24 protein-coding genes are annotated in these 23,412 nt (G+C 46.7%); 9 read left to right on the top strand and 15 right to left on the bottom strand.

Annotated elements, in window-relative coordinates; translation table 11 throughout:
• Positions 1-10: 10 nt before the first annotated feature.
• Both AC58QM_RS11550 and AC58QM_RS11545 read right to left on the bottom strand, forming a co-directional pair.
• Positions 11-889 (bottom strand): ABC transporter permease, encoded by an 879-nt coding sequence (locus AC58QM_RS11550; RefSeq protein ID WP_497284004.1) that lies wholly within the window; start codon positions 887-889, stop codon positions 11-13.
• A gap of 28 nt (positions 890-917) precedes the next feature.
• Positions 918-1,697 (bottom strand): ABC transporter ATP-binding protein, encoded by a 780-nt coding sequence (locus AC58QM_RS11545; RefSeq protein WP_497284003.1) that lies wholly within the window; start codon positions 1,695-1,697, stop codon positions 918-920.
• Between the two features lie 404 nt (positions 1,698-2,101).
• Here AC58QM_RS11545 and AC58QM_RS11540 point away from each other — a divergent pair, with 404 nt between their 5' ends.
• Genes AC58QM_RS11540 through AC58QM_RS11525 form a run of 4 tightly spaced genes read left to right on the top strand, consistent with a single transcriptional unit; the run spans position 2,102 to position 7,325 of the window.
• Positions 2,102-3,457: an LLM class flavin-dependent oxidoreductase gene (locus AC58QM_RS11540; protein ID WP_497284002.1), complete on the top strand. Its 1,356-nt coding sequence runs from the start codon at positions 2,102-2,104 to the stop codon at positions 3,455-3,457.
• 18 nt (positions 3,458-3,475) lie between these two features.
• Entirely contained in the window at positions 3,476-4,828 is a 1,353-nt protein-coding gene (locus AC58QM_RS11535) for an LLM class flavin-dependent oxidoreductase (RefSeq protein WP_497284001.1), read from the top strand.
• A 48-nt stretch (positions 4,829-4,876) separates the two neighbouring features.
• Positions 4,877-5,965 (top strand): aliphatic sulfonate ABC transporter substrate-binding protein, encoded by a 1,089-nt coding sequence (locus AC58QM_RS11530; RefSeq protein ID WP_497283999.1) that lies wholly within the window; start codon positions 4,877-4,879, stop codon positions 5,963-5,965.
• Between the two features lie 13 nt (positions 5,966-5,978).
• Entirely contained in the window at positions 5,979-7,325 is a 1,347-nt protein-coding gene (locus AC58QM_RS11525; protein ID WP_497283997.1) for an LLM class flavin-dependent oxidoreductase, read from the top strand.
• Positions 7,326-7,366: 41 nt separating this feature from the next.
• Here AC58QM_RS11525 and AC58QM_RS11520 read toward each other — a convergent pair whose 3' ends face one another.
• Entirely contained in the window at positions 7,367-8,146 is a 780-nt protein-coding gene (locus tag AC58QM_RS11520) for a class I SAM-dependent methyltransferase (protein WP_497283996.1), read from the bottom strand.
• 445 nt (positions 8,147-8,591) lie between these two features.
• A complete protein-coding gene (locus AC58QM_RS11515; protein WP_497283994.1) occupies positions 8,592-9,245 on the bottom strand; it encodes a lysoplasmalogenase in 654 nt (217 codons plus the stop codon).
• A 197-nt stretch (positions 9,246-9,442) separates the two neighbouring features.
• On the opposite strand from AC58QM_RS11515, the gene AC58QM_RS11510 reads away from it, so the two are divergent.
• Positions 9,443-10,411: a glycosyltransferase gene (locus AC58QM_RS11510; RefSeq protein WP_497283992.1), complete on the top strand. Its 969-nt coding sequence runs from the start codon at positions 9,443-9,445 to the stop codon at positions 10,409-10,411.
• Between the two features lie 75 nt (positions 10,412-10,486).
• Here AC58QM_RS11510 and AC58QM_RS11505 read toward each other — a convergent pair whose 3' ends face one another.
• Entirely contained in the window at positions 10,487-12,637 is a 2,151-nt protein-coding gene (locus tag AC58QM_RS11505; RefSeq protein ID WP_497283990.1) for a glycosyltransferase, read from the bottom strand.
• A 206-nt stretch (positions 12,638-12,843) separates the two neighbouring features.
• On the opposite strand from AC58QM_RS11505, the gene AC58QM_RS11500 reads away from it, so the two are divergent.
• The 4 genes from AC58QM_RS11500 to AC58QM_RS11485 are packed head-to-tail and all read left to right on the top strand — an operon-like array spanning position 12,844 to position 15,713.
• Positions 12,844-13,869, top strand: coding sequence for a GHMP family kinase ATP-binding protein (locus AC58QM_RS11500; protein WP_497283988.1), 1,026 nt, complete (start codon positions 12,844-12,846; stop codon positions 13,867-13,869).
• A 2-nt stretch (positions 13,870-13,871) separates the two neighbouring features.
• The gene (locus AC58QM_RS11495; protein ID WP_497283986.1) at positions 13,872-14,456 is read left to right on the top strand and encodes a D-sedoheptulose-7-phosphate isomerase; all 585 of its coding nucleotides are present in this window, start codon (positions 13,872-13,874) and stop codon (positions 14,454-14,456) included.
• Between the two features lie 4 nt (positions 14,457-14,460).
• Positions 14,461-15,165 (top strand): nucleotidyltransferase family protein, encoded by a 705-nt coding sequence (locus AC58QM_RS11490; RefSeq protein WP_497283984.1) that lies wholly within the window; start codon positions 14,461-14,463, stop codon positions 15,163-15,165.
• On the top strand, positions 15,162-15,713 hold the full coding sequence (locus tag AC58QM_RS11485) for a D-glycero-alpha-D-manno-heptose-1,7-bisphosphate 7-phosphatase (protein ID WP_497283982.1): 552 nt from the start codon (positions 15,162-15,164) through the stop codon (positions 15,711-15,713). The genes AC58QM_RS11490 and AC58QM_RS11485 overlap by 4 nt, the downstream gene beginning before the upstream one ends.
• Before the next feature lie 81 nt (positions 15,714-15,794).
• Here AC58QM_RS11485 and AC58QM_RS11480 read toward each other — a convergent pair whose 3' ends face one another.
• The 10 genes from AC58QM_RS11480 to eutC all read right to left on the bottom strand — a co-directional run bounded on the left by AC58QM_RS11480 (position 15,795) and on the right by eutC (position 23,401).
• On the bottom strand, positions 15,795-16,469 hold the full coding sequence (locus tag AC58QM_RS11480; RefSeq protein WP_497283980.1) for an MBL fold metallo-hydrolase: 675 nt from the start codon (positions 16,467-16,469) through the stop codon (positions 15,795-15,797).
• A gap of 517 nt (positions 16,470-16,986) precedes the next feature.
• Complete coding sequence (gene mdh / locus AC58QM_RS11475) at positions 16,987-17,928, bottom strand: malate dehydrogenase (RefSeq protein ID WP_497283978.1); 942 nt, start codon at positions 17,926-17,928, stop codon at positions 16,987-16,989.
• Between the two features lie 18 nt (positions 17,929-17,946).
• Positions 17,947-18,231, bottom strand: coding sequence for a BMC domain-containing protein (locus AC58QM_RS11470; protein ID WP_497283976.1), 285 nt, complete (start codon positions 18,229-18,231; stop codon positions 17,947-17,949).
• A gap of 4 nt (positions 18,232-18,235) precedes the next feature.
• Positions 18,236-18,508, bottom strand: a complete 273-nt coding sequence (locus tag AC58QM_RS11465; protein ID WP_497283974.1) for a EutN/CcmL family microcompartment protein — start codon at positions 18,506-18,508, stop codon at positions 18,236-18,238.
• 12 nt (positions 18,509-18,520) lie between these two features.
• Positions 18,521-19,198, bottom strand: coding sequence for a hypothetical protein (locus AC58QM_RS11460; protein ID WP_497283972.1), 678 nt, complete (start codon positions 19,196-19,198; stop codon positions 18,521-18,523).
• Positions 19,199-19,200: 2 nt separating this feature from the next.
• Positions 19,201-19,857 carry a phosphate propanoyltransferase gene (gene pduL / locus AC58QM_RS11455; protein ID WP_497283971.1) on the bottom strand — a complete coding sequence of 219 codons (657 nt, stop codon included), beginning with the start codon at positions 19,855-19,857 and terminating at the stop codon, positions 19,201-19,203.
• Between the two features lie 42 nt (positions 19,858-19,899).
• Positions 19,900-20,193 (bottom strand): BMC domain-containing protein, encoded by a 294-nt coding sequence (locus AC58QM_RS11450; RefSeq protein ID WP_430089281.1) that lies wholly within the window; start codon positions 20,191-20,193, stop codon positions 19,900-19,902.
• Positions 20,194-20,220: 27 nt separating this feature from the next.
• Positions 20,221-21,750, bottom strand: a complete 1,530-nt coding sequence (locus AC58QM_RS11445) for an acetaldehyde dehydrogenase (acetylating) (protein ID WP_497283969.1) — start codon at positions 21,748-21,750, stop codon at positions 20,221-20,223.
• 42 nt (positions 21,751-21,792) lie between these two features.
• On the bottom strand, positions 21,793-22,443 hold the full coding sequence (eutL, locus tag AC58QM_RS11440) for an ethanolamine utilization microcompartment protein EutL (RefSeq protein ID WP_497283967.1): 651 nt from the start codon (positions 22,441-22,443) through the stop codon (positions 21,793-21,795).
• Positions 22,427-23,401, bottom strand: a complete 975-nt coding sequence (gene eutC / locus AC58QM_RS11435) for an ethanolamine ammonia-lyase subunit EutC (protein ID WP_497283965.1) — start codon at positions 23,399-23,401, stop codon at positions 22,427-22,429. Before eutC ends, eutL begins: the two co-directional genes overlap by 17 nt.
• Between the last annotated feature and the right edge of the window lie 11 nt (positions 23,402-23,412).

The raw sequence follows: 23,412 nt of genomic DNA, 5'->3' as shown, positions 1-23,412 counted from the left end.
ATCACTTACTTTATCCATTAAAGCTATCTCGCCATTTCAGCAGCTTTTTCTCTAATATCCGCACCAGTGAATCTGAACCTTTTCCAACAAAAGCAAAAATTAATATACCGACAAATACAACCGCCGTCTGCGAAAACTGTCTGGCATCCATGATTAAATAGCCAACGCCTTCGCTTGAGCCCATAATTTCAGCCACAACTAAACCGAGCCAAGCCACCCCAATCGATAAACGCAAGCCTAGTAAAATATTGGGCAACGCTGCCGGAAGCACCAGCTTCGTAATCTGTTTGAACCGATTAAATTCCAGCACGCGCGCTACGTCGAACAATTTGGAATCCACGTTACGAATGCCAAGAAACGTCTGTACATAGAGCGGAAAAAAAGCGCCTTTGGCAATGAGCAATATTTTTGAAAACTCCCCAAAGCCGAACCATAAAATGAATAACGGGGTAATCGCTAGATGCGGAATTGTCCGCAGCATTTGGACCGAAGGATCAACCGATTGCTCAAATTTGCGGAATAGACCGACTAAAAGACCAAATAACAGCCCCAAGCTTCCCCCCACCAAAAATCCAACGGCTGCGCGCCAAATACTAATTTTCAAATGCTTAAACAGCTCCCCCGTAATTAACAGGTCATAAAAAGCAACCGCAATTTCAGCAGGCGTCGGCAACAACGTTTTGGAAATAATACCTAGCGATCCGACGATTTGCCAAATAATTAGTACAGTTAGCGGCAAAATTGTTCCTCTTACGATGAGCAGCCATTTAGGATCCTTTTTAGCTGCTTTCAGTGTGCTTTGACTTTGCTGAGGAGCTTGCGTTTCTTTGGGTGACTTAGCTTGAACAAGTCCCTTGCTAACTCCAGTTACCACTTCAGCTTGACTCATACGAATTCACCTCTTCTCTCATTTTTGATTAAATCCCTGAGCTATCAATAAGTTCGAGTTCCTCGACGCGTTCGAATTCACTCATGACCACTTTACGAAATTCCTGAAATGAAACCGATGCTTTCTTTCTCGGATGGGGCAGATCAACCGGAATAATATTACGGATCGTACCCGGTCTTGCATTCATCACCACAACACGGTTCGCCAGAAAGACTGCCTCATCTATATCATGGGTAACCAGCACCATCGTCGTGCGCTTCGCTTCCCAAATATTCAGAGCCACCTCCTGCAGATGTGATCTTGTAAAAGCATCCAACGCTCCGAATGGTTCATCCAGCAGCAGTACTTTAGGATCTCGCAGCAGCGCTCTCGCAATCGCCACACGTTGGGACATGCCCCCAGACAATTCACGTGGGTAAGCTTTTTCGAAGCCCTGCAATTTGACTAATTCAATCAATTCATCGACTCTTTTGCGCACCACAGGATCTTTCAAGGAAAGATCGGCGGCTATATTTTTCTCAACAGTTAACCACGGGAATAAGCGATGCTCCTGAAAAATAAATCCTTTATCAATACCAGGTTTCTCCACCTGCTGTCCATCTAGCAGCACATGTCCCTCGTGATCCGTATCTAGTCCAGCAATTATCTTCAAAAGTGTGCTTTTACCGCATCCACTAGGTCCGATAATTGTAATAAATTCACCTTGTTTAATCGTTAGATGAATGTTGTTTAGAGCCTCAATACGAGTACCCTGCGGTGTGTGAAACCATTTGTGCGGCAGATCAATCTCTAATATAGTTACACTCATTGGGCACTCCTCCTTACTTGCTTCTGCGATTGAATAATGGGCATAACAGATCACTCCTTCAGGAATCTTAGAAACACAAAGACTCCCGACCCGATTCTATACAAGAATCGAATTGGAAGCCTCCAGTTGTCCGGTGGACTTATTAATATGAGATACTGCCACACTAAAACTGTATAAATTTTGGATATAAACCGATCTTAACACCGCCTTATCATCGGGTCAATCATTATTTCTCATAAAACCCACTTGTATAATCGGATTAAACCTGATAACATAACTCCAACATCACATATCGCCCATTGGTCATCCAAAGGCTCCCTAACTGACAGCGTCTACGACGTTGAACAGCTTATGGAGTCTTTTTTAGTTTATTAAAATTGATTGCACGAATTGGAGGCACAATGATGAGTCATTACAATCAGCGACACATGCATCTTGGCGCATTTTTATTTCAGGTTGGCCACCATGTAGCCGCCTGGCGACATCCAGAAGCAGAAGCGCACGGCATTCTGGATCATACCTTCTATGAAAACTTCGCACAGCTGGCTGAGCGTGGAAAATTCGATATGATTTTTCTCGCGGATACATTGGCTGTTGTAGATCGCGGTCAAACGGGCATTAAGCATACCGTTTCGGTTAGACCTGAACCCTTAACCCTCCTTGCTTATTTATCCGGCGTGACGAAGCACATTGGACTAGCGGCTACAGTCTCAACAACGTATAACGAGCCTTACAATTTAGCGCGTGAATTCTCAACACTCGATCATCTCAGTGGCGGTCGCTCCGCTTGGAATGTCGTGACATCAGGTCGCGATGAAGAAGCGCAAAATTTCAACCTCGCTGCACATCCTGGACATGAGGAACGATACGAACGAGCGCGCGAATTCGTCGATATCGCCAATGCACTCTGGGATAGCTGGGAAGATGACGCGATCATCGGGGATAAACAAAGCGGGCAATTCGCTGATCCCGACAAGGTACACGAGCTTCACCACCGAGGTCAGGCCTTCTCGGTCCGCGGTCCGCTGAACCTTCCCCGTTCCCCGCAAGGCAGACCCGTAATCATTCAAGCTGGCGCTTCAGAAACGGGTCGACGGCTTGCTGCCGAGACGGCAGAGGTCGTCTTCACCGCTTGGCAGACGTTAGAAGAAGCGCAGCGTTTTTACCGTGAAGTGAAGTCACTTGCCGTGGCAAATGGTCGCTCGCCGGAGGATATCAAGATCATGCCCGGCATCTTTGCTGTCATTGGGGCAACCGAGGAGGAAGCTCGGGCTAAAGAGGCATTCCTCCAGGAACAGGTGCTGCCAGCCGTTGGACTTTCCATGCTGTCCGCTTCACTGAATGTCGATTTGACAGGTTATCCACTGGATGGTCCCCTGCCGGATCTCCCTGAGCTTGCTGCCATTAATGGCGGCAAAAGCCGATTCCAGCTCGTCTCCGAGATGGCAAGGAGAGATGGCTTGACGATTCGCCAGCTCATCTATCGCGTAACTGGCGCTCGCGGGCACCGCACAATTGCCGGCACGCCAAGTCAGATCGCTGACCAGCTCGAAGAGTGGTTCACGCAAGGCGCTTGCGATGGCTTTAACATTATGCCGCCAACGCTTCCTGGCGGCCTGGAGGAATTTGTTGAGCACGTCATTCCCGAGCTTCAACGAAGAGGATTATTCCGTACCGAATACACAGGAACAACTTTGCGCGAACATCTCGGGCTCGTTCGTCCTGTGAGCCAATATGCTAACAGCTCAACTGCAATTTAAATAAAGGAGGCATCCATTATGGGGAATACAAAAAAACAGCTTCATCTTGGGGCATTTATTTTCGGTGTTGGCCATCACGTCGCCGCTTGGCGTCATCCGCACACGGATACGAAAGGTCTTCTCACGTTGGATTTCTATCGAAAGTTTGCACAAATCGCCGAACGAGGCAAATTCGATATGATTTTCGTCGAGGATATCCCTACATTGCCAGAACGTTTGGACACTGCTGTTCGGCATACCGTGCCCGTTCGGGCAGAGCCGCTTACGCTGCTCTCTGCGCTGGCATCCGTCACCAAGCATATTGGCCTTGCAGGTACCGTATCGACAACCTACAGCGAACCTTACCATGTAGCCCGTAAGTTCGCTTCTCTCGATCATCTTAGTGGTGGCCGAGCCGCATGGAACGTTGTGACGACTAGTATGGAAATCACCGCGCAGAACTTTGGCCGAGATCATCACTTGGACCATTCGCTTCGCTATGAGCGAGCTAAGGAATTCGTTGATGTGGTCACTGCGCTCTGGGATAGCTGGGAAGAGGACGCGCTTATTATTGACAAAGCTTCCGGCATTTTCGCTGATCCAGATAAGGTGCATACCACCGCCCATCAAGGCACACACTTCTCCGTCCGCGGACCGTTGAACGTCCCACGCACACCGCAAGGAAGACCAGTTATTGTTCAAGCTGGTTCATCCACAACAGGTCAAGCATTTGCAGCGCAAACCGCTGAAGTCGTGTTCACGGCATGGCAAACCCTTGCGGAGGCACAAGGCTTCTATAGTAGCTTGAAAGGGCAATTGCCTGCATACGGCCGATCACCAGATGAGTTAAAAATAATGCCAGGCGTCCTTCCGATCATCGGAACTACCGAAGAGGAAGCGCGCGAGAAGGAAGCTGCTCTACAGGAACTCGTCCACCCTACCGTTGGGCTCTCCATGGTATCTGGTGTACTAAGGCATGATCTTTCCACATATCCGCTAGACGGTCCACTGCCTGATCTGCCAGACTCAACCGAGATTAACGGAGGCAAGAGCCGCTATCAGCTTATTCTGGATATGGCAAGACGGGAGCAATTAACCATTCGTCAACTTATCGCCAGAGTAACTGGCGCACGCGGACATCGTACGATTGCAGGAACGCCGGTCCAAATCGCCGACATGCTCGAAGAGTGGTTTCTCAAGGAAGCATGCGATGGCTTTAATATCATGCCGCCTTTTTTACCCGAAGGATTAGAACAATTCGTTGACCTTGTTATACCTGAGCTGCAGCGACGCGGATTGTATCGCACAGCTTATACGGGGCGAACCTTGCGCGAGCATCTCGGGCTTGCCCAACCGAAGAATCGGTATACGAAGTCAGCCATTTCATTATGAGATTCGATAAGATCTAACAACCATCATATATAAAGGAGTTTTTAAACTATGTCTATTAAAAGAGGGTCATTCAAGCACTTATCCGTCTTCCTATTTCTGATTTTTGCACTTACATTAACAGCTTGCGGTCAAGGAAGCAGTACGCCTGCATCAGGATCTAATGCCGCAACGCCTGCTACCGCTGCTTCCCCTGGAGCTACAGCTGCCTCTGAGACAGCCAAACCAAAGGAAAAAGTGAAGGTGAACATCGGTGTACAAGGCAAAACAGGTATCCTAGTCTACGCTCGTGAGAATAACTTCTTCGAAAAAGCATTCGCTGCCGCAGGTGCAGAAGTGACATGGAACGAGTTCGCCAGTGGTCCTCCCCACTTTGAAGCGTTGGCTTCAGGCAGACTCGATTTTGGAAGCGTCGGCGGAACACCGGTCGTCTCCGGTCAAGTTGGCGGCATCGACTTCAAAGCTATCGGCGTCACGAGTGATGGCAAGAAAGGTAATATGATTGTCATTCCAAAAGGCAGCCCAATCAAAGAGCTGAAAGATCTGAAAGGTAAAAAAATAGCTGTTGCCAAAGGGAGCAGCGCTTATAACTTCCTCTATATGGCGATTGCTAAAGCGGGGTTAAAAGACGATGATATCAAGGTTATTCAACTGCAGCCAGATGATGCCAGACCAGCGCTGGACAGCGGTGCTATCGACGCTTGGTCCATTTGGGATCCCTATGCAACCATCGCTGTGTTCCAAGCAGGCGCCAAAGTGTTAGTCTCTGGTGAGGATCTGAATATTAATGCCCCAGGCTTCCTGATTGCCAGAACCAAATTCACACAAGAACACCCAGATCTCACTGTGCTGTTCCTCAAAACCTATGAGCAAGCTCGCAAATATTACTTAGACCATCAAGATGAAGTAGCTGATGGTTTTGTCAAAACACAAAAACTAGACAAACCAATTATTGAGACTGTGCTTAAAAACTCATTCCCATTGCTATCCCCTATTACGCCGGAATTCGCCAAAGCCCATCAGGAGCAAGCTGATTTCCTTTTTGCCCAAGGAGCTATCAATAAAAAATTAGACACTTCTCAAGTGTTAGAAAGTAAATTCGTGGAACAAGCACTTAAGGAATTAAGCGCCCAGAAGTAAGGAGAAGATGACAATGACAGAAACCAAACGACAAATGCGACTTGGCGCATTTCTTAGTGGAGCAGGACATCATCTGGCCGCATGGCGGTATCCAGGAGCTAATGAGCAAGGGATTCTAGACTTCCAACACTATAAATATTTGGCACAGTTAGCTGAACGCGGGAAATTCGATATGATTTTCTTCGCTGACATTCTAGCCGTCTCGGAGAATTTCGATACAGCTATTACACGAATGGCGGCTATTCGACCAGAGCCTGTTACCCTGTTATCCGCACTTTCTGTAGTCACTGAACGCATTGGCTTGACAGGAACATTGTCCTCAACCTTCAGTGAGCCCTATAACGTAGCCCGACAATTCGCTATGTTGGATCATTTGAGTAACGGACGTGCCGCTTGGAATGTAGTTACAACGTCCAATCAGGGAGCGGCGGGTAACTTCGGCGAATCACCTCATATGGAACATCATCTGCGCTATGAACGGGCCAAAGAATTTCTCGACGTCGTATCCAAGCTATGGGATAGCTGGGAAGATGACGCGCTGATACTCGACAAAGAGAACGGCTTATTCGCCGATAAAGACAAAGTTCATGCGGCTAATCACCATGGCACCTGGTTTTCCGTGAGAGGACCGCTGAATATGCCGCGTTCACCGCAAGGCCGCCCTGTCGTCATTCAAGCGGGTTCCTCAGCGGATGGCAGGGATTTTGCAGCGCAGACTGCCGAAGTTATTTTCACAGCCTGGCAAACGCTGGAAGAAGCACGCGCTTTTTACCAAGATGTGAAAAGTCGAGCCGTTCAGTACGGACGTTCTGAAGGCGACCTCCTCATCATGCCGGGCGTTCTTCCAATCATCGGCGAGACCGACGATGAAGCGCTACGGAAATATGAGCATTTCCAAAGCCTCATACATCCGGAAGCGGCAATAACCCTGCTCTCTGGCATGATCGGTCACGATCTCAGTTCCTATGATCCGAATGACCCATTCCCCGATCTTCCGGAAATCTCCAATGGGGTGAAGGGCAGGCTGCACTTAATCAAAGATATTGCCAAACGAGATCAACTCAGCATTCTAGAAGTAAGCCGCAGAATCGCTGGTGCTCGGGGGCACTGGACCATCTTTGGCACCCCTTCCTCCATTGCTGATCAGCTTGAAGCGTGGTTTGTCGGGGGAGGCTGCGACGGCTTCAATATTATGGCGCCTTATTTCCCAGGCGGACTTGAGGAGTTTGTCGATCTCGTGCTGCCTGAATTGAGGAAGCGCGGTCTGTTCCGCAACGAGTACGAGGGCACAACACTTCGTGAGAATCTCGGCTTATCGAGGCCGGCGAATCGATATGCGAAAGAAGCCACGACTATTTAAAGAAAGAAGCCATCTTCCCACTCTGGGGAAATGGCTTTTTGTTACTTTTTAACAGCTAACCACACGGTCCATGCATCTTTTTCAACAATAGGAAGTGCTTTACCTTCGAGCTTACTTTTAATGAACACGACCAACTCGTGAAGTTCACGATCCGTTAATTCATGAAGAATTGATCGTCCTGTTCGGTGCAACACATCCTGTGCGAATGTGTCTAAATCAGGATAAACTCGCCTTGTTTCCCAAAGCTGAACCTCTTTGCGTAATTCAAACCCACTTGCTTCCAGAGTAGCTCGTACTTGTTCAGAAGAATGTCTTCTAGCAGCTTCTTTATCCTTCAATTTCGGAAACTTTTCAAAAAAATAGCCTCGCAGATGATGTCTATCACCTGGCAGTAAACAATCTTGCAAGGTTCGATCTTGGATGATGAATGTACCATTTATTTTCAAGATTCGATTAGCTTCCCTGAAACAAGTGTGAAGATCATTCACATGATGAATGAGAGCTCTTTCTAGCACGACATCATACTGGTTCGGAGTCAGATTAGTATGCGAAGCTTCACCTATCACGAACGATACATTCACACAATTCTTACAGTTTTCCATTGCGCCCTTTAACATTTCCTCTGAAAAATCAACAGCAGTTACACGACTTGCCCCCATCTCAACAAAGGCCTTTGTGTAAATGCCTCCGCCGCAACCGATATCTGCAACTTCTTTCGTAGATACATTTGTATGTTCCTTTATAAATCTCAACCATGTTTCATCAGCGATCCTTGTTGTATAGGCGGCCCTGTTTTTTTCATCATGAAAATTTATTGGCATAATGACTCCTCCCACTAACAAATGTTTCATCAAATGAAATCGAGTTTCATTTTATAACTTCATCATACAATGTCAACCTAGTTTTTTCCATATATTTCTTGCGAATCACAGAAGGATTGCGATTACGCATTCTTCTATACGAGTAGGTTCATCACTTCCGAACAGATGCGATTATGCATCCTTTTAGCTAGTTCCCCCTCTAAAATCGCAAATTGATGCAAATATGCACCTTTTTTAGCCTTATTTATCCATTTGTGATCCAATTTCATTGAAAACCTGTACCTTTGCAGTTTTGCCTCCTATTTCACAAAAAAGCTCCGCGAAAAGATGCATATTTGCAGCTATTGGGAGCTTTGGAAGATGATAAAAGACAGCCATCCACATTGGACGACTGCCTTATCAGATGACTATCTTCATTTTTCAGTACAACAATACCTTTCCCCTCTTACATCGCAACCCCCGCCGATACCCGTGACGACTTTCCTATACTATACGCCAATAGGAATTGAGCCGCATAATAGGACGTCATAATCAACGGACCTGAGTAGGTGACATCGGAGATAAACATGTTCCACGAGAGAATCGAATCGGAGACGACGAAGAGCAGACTTCCAAGGATCGCCCATGGATGTCCTGTCATTATCGCAGAGAATGCCATGAAAGAAATAACAATTAAATAGAGTATTACGGGGACAATTAAGCCCTCTTTACCATCGCTAACTAAGGCATGAACAAGCTCTCGCCCCATCATTAAGCCATACAGCGTGAGTGGAATAATGACTGCAAAGCGCAGCTTCGAGAAACTCCACCTGCTTAGGAAGCTTGCCGTATAGAACACATGTCCAATTAGAAAAGCCGATAGACCGATAACGAACATACTTAATAGGCCGTCACCTAGCATGCAAAAAAACAGCCCAATGAGGATGTACATATGGTAACGCTGTCTTTGAATTGGAATCTGCAGATACGCATACCACATAATAAGCCACATCGGAATAAGTTTAAATAGGAGTTTGACTGGCACTGGATTCGATGGAATGAAGAAAATGTAAAGCAAGCACATCCCAACAATGAATACTGGCAACCCGAATTTTCTCATAAAATAATCCCCTAACGAGTCATGTTATACACTCTATTCGACAACCTCCCTTACAATCCTTTGCCACTCAAATACGCACATGTAGTTATCCGTCCATTCAGGGCTCGAACTGCTTGAATATACTAACTTGGATTATCGGAACGGCAATGTACAGGTGATGCTGAATCGTTTCAAATTTTGCACCAAGGAGGTCATCAATGAAAAAAGTTCTCCTGCTAGCACTTAGGAAGGCCCCTCAAACGAAACGGAAAAGCAAGATATTAAAAAGAAGTCGCAGTAAACATGTCACCAGTAGGAAACGAACGCGGAGAACAGTACCTTTGCGCAAGACTGGGCTGCAACTCGTCAAAAAACGTACAAGAAGATCATCTATACGATCGACTCGTCTGGTGAAGCGACTGCGTCGACCTATCATTCCCTTTCCATTAGCGCCGGAACCGGTGGCTGCTTCACACACGCCGTTAATCGAGCCCAAGCCAACGCTTTCCGTCATCGTACCCATCTTGAATGCGGAACACGTTCTCCCATTGTTTCTCGAAAGTGTCGCTTCCTATGCAGATGAAATTCTGATCGTGGATGGAGGAAGTACAGACGCAAGTGTACGTATCATGAATTCGTGGAAAAACCGTGCCAACCTTCGGTTGTTCCAACCTAAGCAGACTGGCCCGAATGTTTGGAACGAGTCTGCCGCAAGGAATTTCCTCCTCGATCAAGCCGTCGGCGATTGGATTATGGCAATCGATGTGGATGAAATTATGGACGATGGATTCCATGAGGCATTGCCTGAGCTTATGGCCCAGAAGGATGCAGATACCATCGCATTCCCTAGGGTACAATTCTGGATGAATCCCGATACGATTCGAATACGTGCAGCAAATGACATCCACGCGTCTGGCGATAGATACCTCATGTGGCGCAATCACATTGGCATACGTTACGACGACGCTAAGAATGATAGTAAACTCCAGCTGTACGGACGCTACATGTGGGAAATTCCCAGTCGGGTTGAGCCTATTTCAGTCTTTCAATACCATGATGCAATCAGTCCCCAATCCAGTTTACGGCATGAACCTGGCGTGTTGACGAAAGCTTATTCGGGGAAACATCCGGCTGTTATGGACAGATACTTGGCTGAAAGATCGAGAAAGCGAAACGTTAACGGTTAGACGTCCATCTTCGCAACTAGAAAAAGTGACTGAAAGTCGAAACTTTCAGTCACTTTTTCTCATGTATATACAGCGCTATAAAGCTGACTGTATACACGCCAAAGCTTTTGATTTGGAAAAGTACGTTTCCACATACTGCTTGCTTTGTTCCGCCTTTTGGTCTAATAGACGGCTATCATTATATAACCGAATAATTTCCTCGGCGAATGCTTGAGGCGTATTCTTAGGTTCAATCGTTGGCCGTATATTTTGCAGTCCTTCAATCCCTGTACTGGTCGCAACCAACGGCATCTGATGGCACATGGCTTCCACGGTTTTGCCTTTCACACCTGCGCCGTAACGCAGCGGGATAACGGCCATTTTCGTCGAACTATACAGCTCCCGAAGCTCCTGATCGGAGACGAAACCTTTTACAATGACCCGATCTGATTGTAAGCCTACTACCTCCGGTGACGGGTTTGAGCCAGCGATGAACAACTGTATTTCAGGAATCGATTGCTGAACAATAGGCAAGATTTCGCGACAGAACCATACAATCCCGTCGGTATTCGGACTATGGCCGAAACCGCCAACAAAGAGCAGACCGTTGCGTTGTTCCCATGTTTTATCTCTCGGTATCGTTCGCTCAAAGAAATAAGCTGGAAGCAATACCGCATTTTTATTAGGAAAATGGCCATCGATAATTCGTTTTTCGGATTCGCTGCAGGTCAAGACGACATCCGCTTTGGTAAACATGTCGAACTCCAGCCTTTTAAAGTAATGAGAAGAAAGAAGCAGCTCGCGATTATTCTCCAATCCGAACCGTTTCAGCTCACGGACGTAATGCAAGTCGTGGCCATAATACAAAATTTTAGCACGGGTATGGGCTTTGATGAGATCGATATACTTATGAGAAATGTTAGGCCGGTTCAACAGAACATAATCCAAGTAATCCTTGTGCTGAATAATCCATTGTTCGTAATAACTGTGATTCTGCGGTCCGTGTATGATCTCGATGCCAAGTTGTTCGAGCTCCGAGCTATAAGGTTCCGGTTTAACCAAGTTATCTGGTATAAACTTGACATTAAAGCCCATATCCACAAATAGTTTCAAATACATATATGTCGTTCGACTGCCCGCATCTTTGTCATAACTTGGAACACCGTGATCAATGATGACAATGGTCTTTTTATCCTTGGAGCGTTCCCTTGACCAATAGAGATGTTCACCGACAGGAAGATGATTCCGTTGGAGGACTTCTGCCCATTTCTCTTTAAATTTCTGGTGATTAATCACTTGATACTGCTTAACGCCAGTTTTGACGTCTGTCCCATGGGACACACCCTCGTAGTGCACAACAACCGATTTGGGTTGATAGATGACTTTGAATCCAAGTTGTCTTACTTTGAATGCTATATCTACATCCTCCGAATATGCGGGTGCAAACCGTTCATCAAAGCCACCTACATGCTGCCAGATATCTTTACGAATCATGAGCGATGCCCCGGAGATATAATCCACTTCTTTGACATAGTTGTATTCATGTTTGTCCGGGCTATCTAATCGACCGTAATTCCATGCATAGCCGTTATTAAAGACAATGCCACCGGCTTCCTGGAGTTTTCCGTCGGGATAGATCAATTTAGAGCCAATGATCCCAATGGTTGAGTCTCTTTCAGCCGATACGACTAAATGCGCCAACCAACCAGGTGTCACTTGGGTATCGTTATTTAAAAACAAGACATACTTTCCTTTGGATACGGCTGCCCCATGATTGCAGTTCCGCAGAAACCCCCTCTTCACCTGATTGCGGATGACCGTGATAGGGTTAACGAACTGTCCAATTCGGACAGTTCGATCATTAGAAAGATCATCCACCACAATGATTTCATAAGGGATGTCATGGGTATGTTTCACAATGGATACTAAACATCGATAGGTATAATCCCATTTGTTGTAAACCGGGATAATAATGCTGACAAGCGGATGTTCCCAAACCGGTACCGTCAGCTTGCCAACAGGGCGCACTCCTCTGTGAATCCGTCGACGTTTCAATCTTAGCGAACGTTTACGTTTATTTACCTTCGTAAGAGATCGTTTATTCCGCTTCTTCCAACGGGCATGTACGTTTTTTCCACGTTTAAGTATGAGTCGCCGTCCTGCAGCTGTTCGTCTCTGCTTTCGAAGCTTACGAATGTGTACAGATGTGACTTTTCTTACCTTCTTTCTTCGAACCTTCAGCTTCACCCCTACACCCCCGTGCCGGAAATCAATTTCACATAGCTATACTATTCCTTTGGCAATAGGGATGAATGGGACAATCGTTTATTTTCAGAAAGCATCCGATCATGGAATTTTTCACGGTGTATAATCCGTCCATACAAGTCGTCCTACTCGCACATATGCTGAAATGGTTACGCATATTTTGGACATCAAATGAACGGAGGAAGCACATGATCATTCGATCAAAAGCCCCTTTAAGGCTGGGACTAGCCGGAGGCGGTACGGATGTGTCGCCCTACTGCGACGTATATGGAGGATGCGTACTCAATGCAACGATTGATTTGTACGCTTATTGTACGATTGAAGTCGTCGATGACGGTACCCTTACCTTTGTCGCTGCGGATCTTAATGAGAACTTCCATTCAAGTGCTCTTCCGGAGCTTGCGTTGGACGGCTGTTTGAGCTTGCATAAAGGCGTGTATAACCGGATTATCCGGCAGTTTATGCATAATCAACCGCTCTCTTTTCGGATGACCACCTATTCGGACGCTCCCGCCGGTTCTGGTCTCGGCTCATCTTCCACAATGGTTGTCGCTATGCTGAAAGCTTTCGTAGAATGGCTTAATCTACCGCTCGGCGAATATGAAATTGCTCAACTTGCTTATGAAATCGAGCGGATTGATGTCGGCTGGGGCGGTGGAAGGCAGGATCAATATGCAGCCACTTTCGGCGGGTTTAACTTTATTGAGTTTTACGAAAACAATCGTGTTATTGTGAACCCGCTTCGGGTGAAAAACTGGATTATCAGTGAATTGGAAAGTTCTATGATTTTATATTACACGGGAGCATCAAGGGAATCTTCCCGAATTATCGACGAACAAGTTCGCAATACGATAGACAAAAAACAGTCTGCCCTGAAAGCGACCCATATGGTAAAAGCGGAGGCTTATGCCATCAAGGAATGTATTTTGAAGGGAGATATTACCAAGTTCGCTGAGCATTTAGGGAATTCATGGATAGCCAAAAAGAAGATGGCCGCCTCGATCACGAACAACCGAATCGACTTCATCTATGAAACGGCGATTCAAGCTGGTGCCTTAGCAGGCAAGGTATCTGGCGCAGGTGGCGGCGGGTTCATGATGTTCATTGTGGATCCCGTCAAACGCATACAGGTCACCCATCGCTTGAACGAATTAGGAGGTAAAGTGTATCAAGTCCATTTCACAAAAAACGGTACGCTAGGATGGAGGATATAAGTGTGAAGGCCTATATTACCAGCGAAATATTACGAGCAATGGAGATTAAACGGCTGATGACGTCGGATCGAGCTATATTAAATGTCATCGAACGCACAGCTAGAAAAATGATCGAGGTATACCGCAACGGGAATAAAATCATGATTGGCGGCAATGGCGGGAGTGCGGCAGATGCTCAGCATATTGCGGGGGAATTGGTCAGCCGGTTTTATTTCGATCGCCCTGGCTTGCCTTGCATCGCACTTACCACGGATACCTCTGTGCTTACGGCAATTGGAAACGACTACGGATATGAACAGTTATTTGCACGGCAAATTCAAGCGAGCGGCCGTTCCGGGGACTTATTTATTGCCATTTCAACTTCTGGAAACTCCCCCAATGTGATAAAAGGGTTAGAAATGTGCCGTGCCATGGGGATTACAACCATTGGTCTCACTGGTGAAATGGGCGGTCGAATGGCTGCTTTATGTGATATGTGCATTTGTATCCCCTCCCACGAAACCCCGAGAATTCAAGAAGCACACATCATGGTTGGTCATATTTTGTGCGCGATCGTTGAAGAATCCCTATTTGGGAAGGGATTTTAATCCTATGGAAGCTATCATTTTAGCTGGTGGATTGGGAACGAGATTGCGCGAAGTTATTCGGGATGTACCGAAACCGATGGCTCCTATTCAGGGTAGGCCCTTCCTAAGTTACATTCTTGAACGCTTGGAACTGCAAGGCATTCGGAGGGTTGTACTCGCGGTAGGATACAAAAATGAAATCATACGCTCCTATTTCGGAAATCGCTGGGGAGCCTTACAAATCGCCTATTCCGTAGAAGAAGAACCGCTGGGTACCGGGGGTGCCTTTAAAAAGGCGATGGCTCAAATCTCCGACGAGCAAGTACTGTTGCTAAATGGAGACACGATGTTCCACGTCGATATCCCACAGTTGGTGCACTATCATCAAGACTGTGCTGCCGACTTAACGCTTTCGCTTAAACCGATGAAACAATTTGACCGATACGGTACCGTTACGCTAAGTTCAGACCATCGAGTCACAAGCTTCCAGGAGAAACAGAAGTGCGAATCCGGTTTTATTAATGGTGGTGTCTACGTCGCTCGTACCGACATATGGCTTCCATTTGAGGTGACTGCTCCTTTTTCGTTTGAGCAATTTTTACAAAATCCTGGCGTGCAGGCGCTTAACATGTATGGCTTCCCTAGCGAAAGTTATTTTATCGATATTGGTATTCCGGATGACTATGAACTAGCGAAAAACAAGCTTGGCTCCAGAGGTGGCGACAAATGAGACCAAAAGCGCTTTTGCTAGACAGGGACGGCGTCATAAACATTGATAAAACGTATGTGTACAAAGTGGAGGATTTCGAGTTTAAAGAGGGGATCTTCGAGAGTTTACTGCGATTTCAGCAAGCAGGTTTTTTACTCATCATCGTGACCAATCAAGCAGGTATCGGACGGGGATACTACACGGAAATTGACTTTTGGGCATTAACAGCATGGATGGTGAGGCAGTTCAAAGCTCACGGTATCCATATAGACAAAGTGTATTATTGTCCCTATCACCCCGTACACGGCATCGGTGCTTACAAACGAGAGGCATCGTGCCGAAAGCCAAATCCAGGTATGATCCTACAAGCCATAGAAGAGTTCCAGCTAGATCCCGCTTCATCGGTCATCATAGGGGATCACGAGAGTGATATTGAAGCCGGTTTGAGAGCTGGAATCGGGACCACAATCTTACTAAATGACAGTGACAGAGAAACAAGTGCTGCCTCAGCGGCTACTTTTACTGTAAGAAATGTGAGTGAGGCAGTTGAGCATTATTTGGGGACATAAAAGTTTACTAGCATTCCGAGGATCATTGGCATCCTCGGAATTTTTGTTAACAACCAGCTTTGCTAGTAGCCTTTGCGCATGTTACCCTTGACCCTTCGCAATTTCAGCGAGACGTTCTTTAATATTGGCTGTACATACGCCGCCATGAAATGTAATGACAGTTTCAATATCATAGTCCAGGAGTTTGCCTACCGATTCAAGCGCTAACGGCATATCCGGGGTGAATTGGGGATTCGGAGGCATCAACACGCCGTCATGCGACGTTAGCGCGTCTCCGGTAATTAATGTTCGGCTGTTCAAGTGATACAAACTGATATGATCTGGTGTATGTCCAGGAGTGAAAATGACTTGAATGCCTCCACAATAAGGGAGAATATCGCCATCTTGCAGCGTTACATCCACTTTCGTCGGTGGAGCCAATATCTGGCGTTTAACTGTAGGTACTTCACCTTGAATATAAGGCTTGCCTAGTTCGTGCGCCAACACTTCGATCCGTCCTTCTGAAGCCTTGACCAGCTCAGGCAAACTGCCGATATGATCCATGTCATGGTGAGTGATAATGATTTTGGTCAACTTGTCAAAAGGAAAGGAAGCTGCAGCAAGTTGCTCGCGTATAAGTCCTAACTGACCTGGGATACCCGTATCCACGAGAATGACTTCCTGCTCGTCCCAAAGCAATGCCGCGTGTACGATGAAGGAGTTCCCATTAACATTCATATCCAAAATTAAGGGTTGAATTCCTGCTTGATTTGCCATTACTACACCTCCAGAAAAGTTAGAAAGCCTATACTTATATTGTAAGGGTTGGTGTCGGCAAGAGCAATTTTTGCCCAGATAATGCGGATTCTGCGTAAGTTAGTTTGTAGAACAATTAGATGTGATTGCTGACGATTACAGTTGTGAGACCCGCTGCAAATATCAATATTCCTATTGGGGTCGCTATGCGCTTAGCTGACAGCCTGCTCTTTCCAATAAGGTAATTCGCAAGGCCGACACTCAAAGCAAAGATAATAGCTTTCAAATATAGATTGGATACCCAACTCATCAGGAATTTATCTGAAATAATAGACAGCAAACAGATTGCAGCGAAAAATAATGGAAAGTGTAGTTTCATGAGTCCCCCTCAGCTGATAGTGCAATTAGCATAATTTCACTATTTTACCATGAAATGATTGTTACGTCCTTTAAGGAGTAAGCAAATATTTGCACATTGTTACTGAAAAGCAAAAAAGCCCTAAAAGATAAGGCTTCGCGTTTGGTTATGGGTAGCATTTCACTTATTCATATGAGCTAACACCTGACGAACGGAATCGGCAGATCTATCTAGATCACGTTTTTCTTGTTCCGATAGTTGCACTTCCAGTATTTTCTCAACACCGTCTCCACCGATAACTGTTGGAACGCCAAGATAGATGTCTTGATAACCATACTCCCCTTCTAAATATGCAACGGACGGGAGCACACGCTTCTTATCCTTCAGAATGGCTTCTGCCATTTGCACCAAAGCGGCGGCTGGCGCATAATAGGCACTTCCATTCCCTAGTAGACTTACGATTTCGCCGCCGCCTTTACGGGTTCTTTGAACAATAACCTCCAAGCGATCTGGAGGAATAAGTTTATCAATCGGAATACCGCCAACACTTGAATACCGAATTAACGGAACCATATCATCACCATGACCGCCAAGTACAAATCCTGTGATGTCATCTACGGATACTTGCAATTCCATGGCAACAAACGTATTAAACCTAGCTGTATCCAACACGCCCGATTGACCAATGACACGATTTTTGGGGAAGCCGGTCGTTTTGTAACAGACATACGTCATGGCATCTACGGGATTGCTCAGAACGAGTATGTAACTGTTTGGCGCATATTTGGCTACATTTTCAGAAACGGACTTCATAATAGCTGCATTGGTATGAACTAAATCATCACGGCTCATGCCAGGCTTTCGAGCCATTCCTGCCGTAATGATCACCATATCGGCGTCATGCATATCTTCATAACGGGATGTACCCGCAATTTGACTGTTAAAACCTTGCACAGGCCCGGCTTCCAGCATGTCCAGCGCTTTGCCTTTGGTCGCGTTTTCTAAATTCGGAATATCGATCAATAGGATATCACCCAGCTCTTTTTGCGCCAGCATTAGCGCAGTCGTCGCACCGGTAAACCCAGCCCCGATCACAGCAATTTTCTTTCGTTTAAACACCAATTCCCTCACCTCTACAACCTATTCAAGTACATCCCTTTTAGTAAGAATGTGATTGACTTCATCATCTGGTCGAGCGATCATATGCGCTGCAACCAATATGCCGACTCGCTTCGCTGCTTCTTTCCCTGCATCAAGCGCAGCTTGGACAGCGCCAACATCCCCTGCCACTAGGATTGTCATCAGTCCGGCATCAACGCTCTCCTGCCTAATCAATGTGACATTCGCTGATTTAATCATAGCATCGGCAGCCACTACGGAAGCAATGTAACCTCTCGTTTCAATCATGCCCAGCGCTTGTGACATCCGCTCACCTGCTTTCTACATCTATGGAATCTACAATACCGATAATGACAGCATCAATCGGCAATTCTTTATCCTTGATGACAAGTCGGGCTGCACTGCCTTTGGTCACCATGACGCGATCTCCAATGCCTGCACCAATGCGATCCAAAGCGACCAATGGCGTATCAATAGGTGACCCGTTAGGCGCTTCCGGCTGAACGAACAAAAACTTAAGTCCCGTAAGTTCATCCTCTTTTCGAGTCGCCCATACATTTCCGATGACTGTACCAACTTGCATAGATTCACCGCCTCATGATTGTTTGAAAATAATCGTAATCCCTTTATCTTTTGCCACATCGCGCGCTAACGGGGTAATGATGGTGTGCCTAGATACAGTAATCGTCGATACATCCAACTCCTGTATATCGCGCTGTGTGAGTAATCTTTGCTCAACAAGCTGCACATTTCCCTTGTAACCTTCCAATTCATCCTGCTTGGCAAATATCACGCCAAAAGCGCTTAGCATCTCTTTGTGCTTAAGGATGTGGCCGCGATAACGTCTAGCTGATTCAGGCAGTCGCTCATCCCCATCTGCAGGTTGAAGGATCCATGCTAATGAAGGTGCTGGGACCAAAGTCACTGGTTTTCCTCTAAGCAAAAGTGTTGCCAATAGCTCATTTGGAGCCGAGTCAGTGAATCCTAATGCTCCCTTGATTAGCACATCCTGATTGATATCCAACAGAACAACATGGCTGCTGCCGATTGCTGATGCCATAAGATCTTGTGCGTGAAACGTTAGGGTACATACCTGCCATTTCGCCTGTAAGGCCACAGCGATCTTCTCAATTCCCCCTTCTTCACGGTTGTCTTCATGAACAAGGAGTAAACTTGGTTTCTGTTCCACAATTCCCGTTCCTTTAGCTTGCAAACTTAAGATCACTTCGCGCACAATCTGCTCGATTACCGCTTTATCCCGATGTAATGTCATGATCAGCCTTTACAAGCAGATGCGTATAGGATCATTCCGGTATCTCCGGTTACAAGCCATGCGGCATTCGCCTCATCTGTATCAATGTGCATCTCTAGTTGGTATCGTTCAGACACCCGAATTCGTACCTTGTCATACACAATTGATCTTGGCCCAGCTATTTGGACTAAAATATCTTCACCATGCTTGACGCCGTACATCTTCGCATCTTGAGGCGACATATGAATATGACGCTGCGCGATAATTAAGCCCTCCGTCAAATATAAGCTGCCTTTCGGGCCTACGATTGTAACGGGTGAAGAGCCCTGAACATCCCCTGACTCTCGGAGAGGCGGCTGATATCCGAGCTTCACAGCATCGGTCCTGCTTATCTCTACTTGGGTCGCTCCACGAGCAGGTCCAAGGATTCTAACGTTTTCTATGCTGCCTTTCGGTCCGACAATGAGCACTGTTTCATTAGCGGCAAATTGACCCGGTTGAGATAAGCTCACCTTTTTTGTTAACTCATACCCGATACCAAATAAGGCCTCCAGATGTTCTACGGACACATGCACATGCCGTGCTGAGACGCCAATAGGTATCCCTGGTGTTGTTTGGCCAGCCTGATTGAGTTGAAGTAAGACCTCTTCTACAATGGACTGTACGATTTGCGGATCCATGATGAATCACCTCAGCTTCCCTTAGGCATGATGTGCGAACACTTATTTTTCTTGCTCAAATTTAGGCAAAATGCTTTCCAGTTCATTGTGCGGACGCGCAATGACATGGACGGATAGCAGCTCACCAACACGTTGTGCTGCCGCTGCACCTGCATCCGTTGCCGCTTTGACAGCACCAACATCTCCACGAACAAGCACCGTTACAAGGCCGCCTCCAGCATGAACCTTCCCAACGATATGAACGTTTGCCGCTTTGACCATCGCATCTGCTGCTTCAATGGACGCAACCAACCCTTTTGTTTCAATCATACCTAACGCTGTAAGTTCTCTGGACATATGAAATTCCTCCTAATTTTATTGGGATTAGATGTGGGCAATGACTTGTTGCACTAGTTTGATCACGGTGGCCTTATCTACATGGCCTGTAGCCCCCACTTTAGCTAGCACAAGATTCACCACTTCAGCGATTTGCTCTTCTTGGGTAGGCTGTCCCGCAGACTTTGAAGGCGGGTTTGTTCGGATTGCGGGCTTAGGGACATCTACTTGTTTGATCCCGTAGGCTAGACGCTTCACAGTCATGAGATGATGGGCCGTCAGATTATCAGATGTAATATTGCCGCCAAATGAACCGCAACCTAACGTAAATGAAGGCTTGAGTCCCGTCGTTCCGCCAACCGCACCGAGTGCCGAAGGGGTGTTCACCACAATTCGTGAAACAGGCATTCGCAAAGCGAAGGTTCGTGCGATTTCGTCATCCGTCGTATGAAGAGCTAACGTATGCCCTCTTCCTCCTAAATCCAACAGCTGCTCGCATATCACAGCCGCCGCCTCCCAACCAGCAGCTGTGTATAGAGCAAAAACGGGAGCCAACTTTTCGATGGAGAAGGGAATATCCTTTCCAATATGCACTTCTTCTGCGATCAGCAGCCGCGTCTCAGAAGGAACGTGGATATCTGCCATCTCGGCGATCACCTTTGCGCTTCGACCAACAATCTTTGGATTGAGCTTTCCAAGAGCTGGGGAAATGATGGGTTCCAGCCTCTTCTTCTCTTCTGCATTTAAGAAATACGCACCTTGATTCTTAAATTCACGTATGACTAACTCACGAATATTCCGATCTACAACGACAGCTTGTTCTGAAGCACAAATCGTTCCATAATCAAATGTTTTGCTATCGACAATACGTTGTACAGCTTTGGATATTTCAGCGGATTTCTCAATGTATACCGGAACGTTGCCGGGCCCTACTCCGTACGCCGGTTTACCCGAACTGTAAGCTGCTTTCACCAAAGCACTCCCGCCAGTAGCCAAAATCAGCTGAATATCCGCATGCTTCATTAAGCCTTCTGTGGCTTCCATCGTCGGCTGTGAGATCCACCCGATAATGCCTTCCGGCGCACCCGCTGCTACGGCTGCTTGCGAACAAATCCGGGCAGCTTCAACCGTGCACTTCGCCGCAGAAGGATGGGGACTAAATACAATGGCATTCCGCGCTTTCAATGCAATCAAGCTTTTAAAAATAGCCGTGGACGTTGGGTTCGTTGTTGGAACAATACCTGCAATGACACCGAAGGGTGCAGCCATCTCGATGATTTTCTTGTCTCGAAATTCGTTAATGACACCGACCGTCTTCTGATCGCGAATAGACTCGTACACGTCTCGGGAAGCTACTTGGTTCTTAATCGTTTTGTGCGCAACAACGCCAAGTCCCGTTTCCTCGACGGCTAGTGAAGCTAACTCGAAAGCTTTCTCAAATGCTGCATCTGCCATAGCTTTGACGATGCGATCTACGTCTTGTTGCGAGAATGCTTGAAACTGCCATTGAGCTGCCTTCGCCCGCTTAACGGCATCTCTCATTTCTTGCATGGCTTGCAAATCTTTGTCCAGCTGCATCGTTCCCCTTCTCCTTTCTATCCAAACTTCTCCTCGGGCAAATTAGTAGGAAAGCGGCTTATTAGCGATTTCAATAATACTCGACCTAAAAGCATCCGCTGCAGCTTGACAAGCAGCTTGCTTGCCTGTCAACAATCCACCGCCAAAGTTCGTCTCCGAGGGCGGGCCAAAAAACTTCATAAGCTGCACATCAGCGGCTTTCAAAGCCGCGTCGAGCCCATACATTGCTTCGAGTGGCGGAGCAATTAAATACGCGATTGGCTCTCCCTCGTTAATGCCAGCCAACTTGGAGAGATAACTCCCCGTTCTTGCTACCACGTGTGCATACAAAGCATGACTCTGATTCTCATTTAGCGACTCAAAAAAAGCATCATAGCGAATGGTGTGCGCAATCGCTTCAAGCCCGCTTCTGACCTCATCTGGATTCGGTCCCGCAATAACTCCGATGAATTCGCCCGATAACGGCCCAGAGGCATGGCTTGCGCCTGCATAAAAGGAGCGTGCATACACAACCTCAACATCCGCTTGTTTCGTTGCTTCATCCAGTGCTGTATAGCCGACATCATCAATTGTCGTTGTCAGCAAACCCAAGCTTCGATAACCCGGTTTTAACTGATATTCGATCGCTAACGACTCGTCTACGTTTGGAATGATACGAACCGCTAATAATTCAGCCCTAACCTTTTCCAGCATGACGGGCTGACGCCTCCTTCTGTACCAACGATATCCCACTCGCTTGATAGGCAAGAATTTTGGCGATGACATCCCCCAAGTAAGCCCCTGCCTCCACAGGAGGAATGCCACCTGAATGAATGTTGGAAACGACCATCCGTTCCGCTTCAATCATGCCTCTTCGAGGTCGATAGCACAGGTAAGCACTTAAGGATTCGGCACTTAGCAAGCCAGGACGTTCCCCGATAAGGAGGATGATCACTTCCGGTTGCAGCACTTCTCCGACTTCATCCATGACCGCTACCCGACCCTTTTCAATGTAAAACGACGTGCCATATGCAATCCCCAATTTGGTTAATGACTGCTGAAGTGATAACAGCACATCTGCCGCGTTTCGCTCAATTGCTTGCGAGCTGAGTCCATCGGATACAATCATTTGTACTTTGGGCCCATGAAAGCATCGTTCGGAAATGACCCGAATGGCCTCAGCTGACAACCGCCTTCCCAGATCCGGACGAAGGATATATTCCTCTTTATCCGAAACTTGCGTCTGCACCGCAAATAAGTCGAGTCTTTTCAGCAATTCCGGCGAAACTTCCCCGTATACAGCATCCACAGCTGCAGCATGATCGAGTCGAAACTTTAACCAAGCTTCCGTTTTGGGTCGCAAACCAGCTCTACCCACACCAATTCTGGCAGGGGTTGTAAGGGTTAGTGCTGACAAATCATCCTTATTATGAGCATCGTCTATACCCACTCGTGTCTGTAGTTCCTGCAGAACGTCATCCAACTGATCGCTTGAACGAACAGAACCTGTTGCAATGGATACTGCCGTCTTAGGCAAATGATCCCACACCTTCACCATACCGTCCGTATGTTGAGGCCTTTCCTCATTCACGTCACTCTTAAAAACGTCCTGATGGGTAGTCATTTTATCCAATACCAATCTGGTAATGGATTCAATGAGCTCATGATTCATCCTGTGTTCAC

Source organism: Paenibacillus sp. J22P165 (genome assembly GCF_059692015.1).
The sequence above is the reverse complement of the archived record's forward strand: the minus strand, read 5'-3'. Positions and strand labels throughout refer to the sequence as shown.

Coding starts and splice junctions, on each gene's coding strand:
- AC58QM_RS11550 (WP_497284004.1), bottom strand. CDS start 889: ATGAGTCAAGCTGAAGTGGTAACTGGAGTTAGCAAGGGACTTGTTCAA.
- AC58QM_RS11545 (WP_497284003.1), bottom strand. CDS start 1,697: ATGAGTGTAACTATATTAGAGATTGATCTGCCGCACAAATGGTTTCAC.
- AC58QM_RS11540 (WP_497284002.1), top strand. CDS start 2,102: ATGAGTCATTACAATCAGCGACACATGCATCTTGGCGCATTTTTATTT.
- AC58QM_RS11535 (WP_497284001.1), top strand. CDS start 3,476: ATGGGGAATACAAAAAAACAGCTTCATCTTGGGGCATTTATTTTCGGT.
- AC58QM_RS11530 (WP_497283999.1), top strand. CDS start 4,877: ATGTCTATTAAAAGAGGGTCATTCAAGCACTTATCCGTCTTCCTATTT.
- AC58QM_RS11525 (WP_497283997.1), top strand. CDS start 5,979: ATGACAGAAACCAAACGACAAATGCGACTTGGCGCATTTCTTAGTGGA.
- AC58QM_RS11520 (WP_497283996.1), bottom strand. CDS start 8,146: ATGCCAATAAATTTTCATGATGAAAAAAACAGGGCCGCCTATACAACA.
- AC58QM_RS11515 (WP_497283994.1), bottom strand. CDS start 9,245: ATGAGAAAATTCGGGTTGCCAGTATTCATTGTTGGGATGTGCTTGCTT.
- AC58QM_RS11510 (WP_497283992.1), top strand. CDS start 9,443: ATGAAAAAAGTTCTCCTGCTAGCACTTAGGAAGGCCCCTCAAACGAAA.
- AC58QM_RS11500 (WP_497283988.1), top strand. CDS start 12,844: ATGATCATTCGATCAAAAGCCCCTTTAAGGCTGGGACTAGCCGGAGGC.
- AC58QM_RS11490 (WP_497283984.1), top strand. CDS start 14,461: ATGGAAGCTATCATTTTAGCTGGTGGATTGGGAACGAGATTGCGCGAA.
- AC58QM_RS11485 (WP_497283982.1), top strand. CDS start 15,162: ATGAGACCAAAAGCGCTTTTGCTAGACAGGGACGGCGTCATAAACATT.
- AC58QM_RS11480 (WP_497283980.1), bottom strand. CDS start 16,469: ATGGCAAATCAAGCAGGAATTCAACCCTTAATTTTGGATATGAATGTT.
- AC58QM_RS11470 (WP_497283976.1), bottom strand. CDS start 18,231: ATGTCACAAGCGCTGGGCATGATTGAAACGAGAGGTTACATTGCTTCC.
- AC58QM_RS11465 (WP_497283974.1), bottom strand. CDS start 18,508: ATGCAAGTTGGTACAGTCATCGGAAATGTATGGGCGACTCGAAAAGAG.
- AC58QM_RS11460 (WP_497283972.1), bottom strand. CDS start 19,198: ATGACATTACATCGGGATAAAGCGGTAATCGAGCAGATTGTGCGCGAA.
- pduL (WP_497283971.1), bottom strand. CDS start 19,857: ATGGATCCGCAAATCGTACAGTCCATTGTAGAAGAGGTCTTACTTCAA.
- AC58QM_RS11450 (WP_430089281.1), bottom strand. CDS start 20,193: ATGTCCAGAGAACTTACAGCGTTAGGTATGATTGAAACAAAAGGGTTG.
- AC58QM_RS11445 (WP_497283969.1), bottom strand. CDS start 21,750: ATGCAGCTGGACAAAGATTTGCAAGCCATGCAAGAAATGAGAGATGCC.
- eutL (WP_497283967.1), bottom strand. CDS start 22,443: ATGCTGGAAAAGGTTAGGGCTGAATTATTAGCGGTTCGTATCATTCCA.
- eutC (WP_497283965.1), bottom strand. CDS start 23,401: ATGAATCATGAGCTCATTGAATCCATTACCAGATTGGTATTGGATAAA.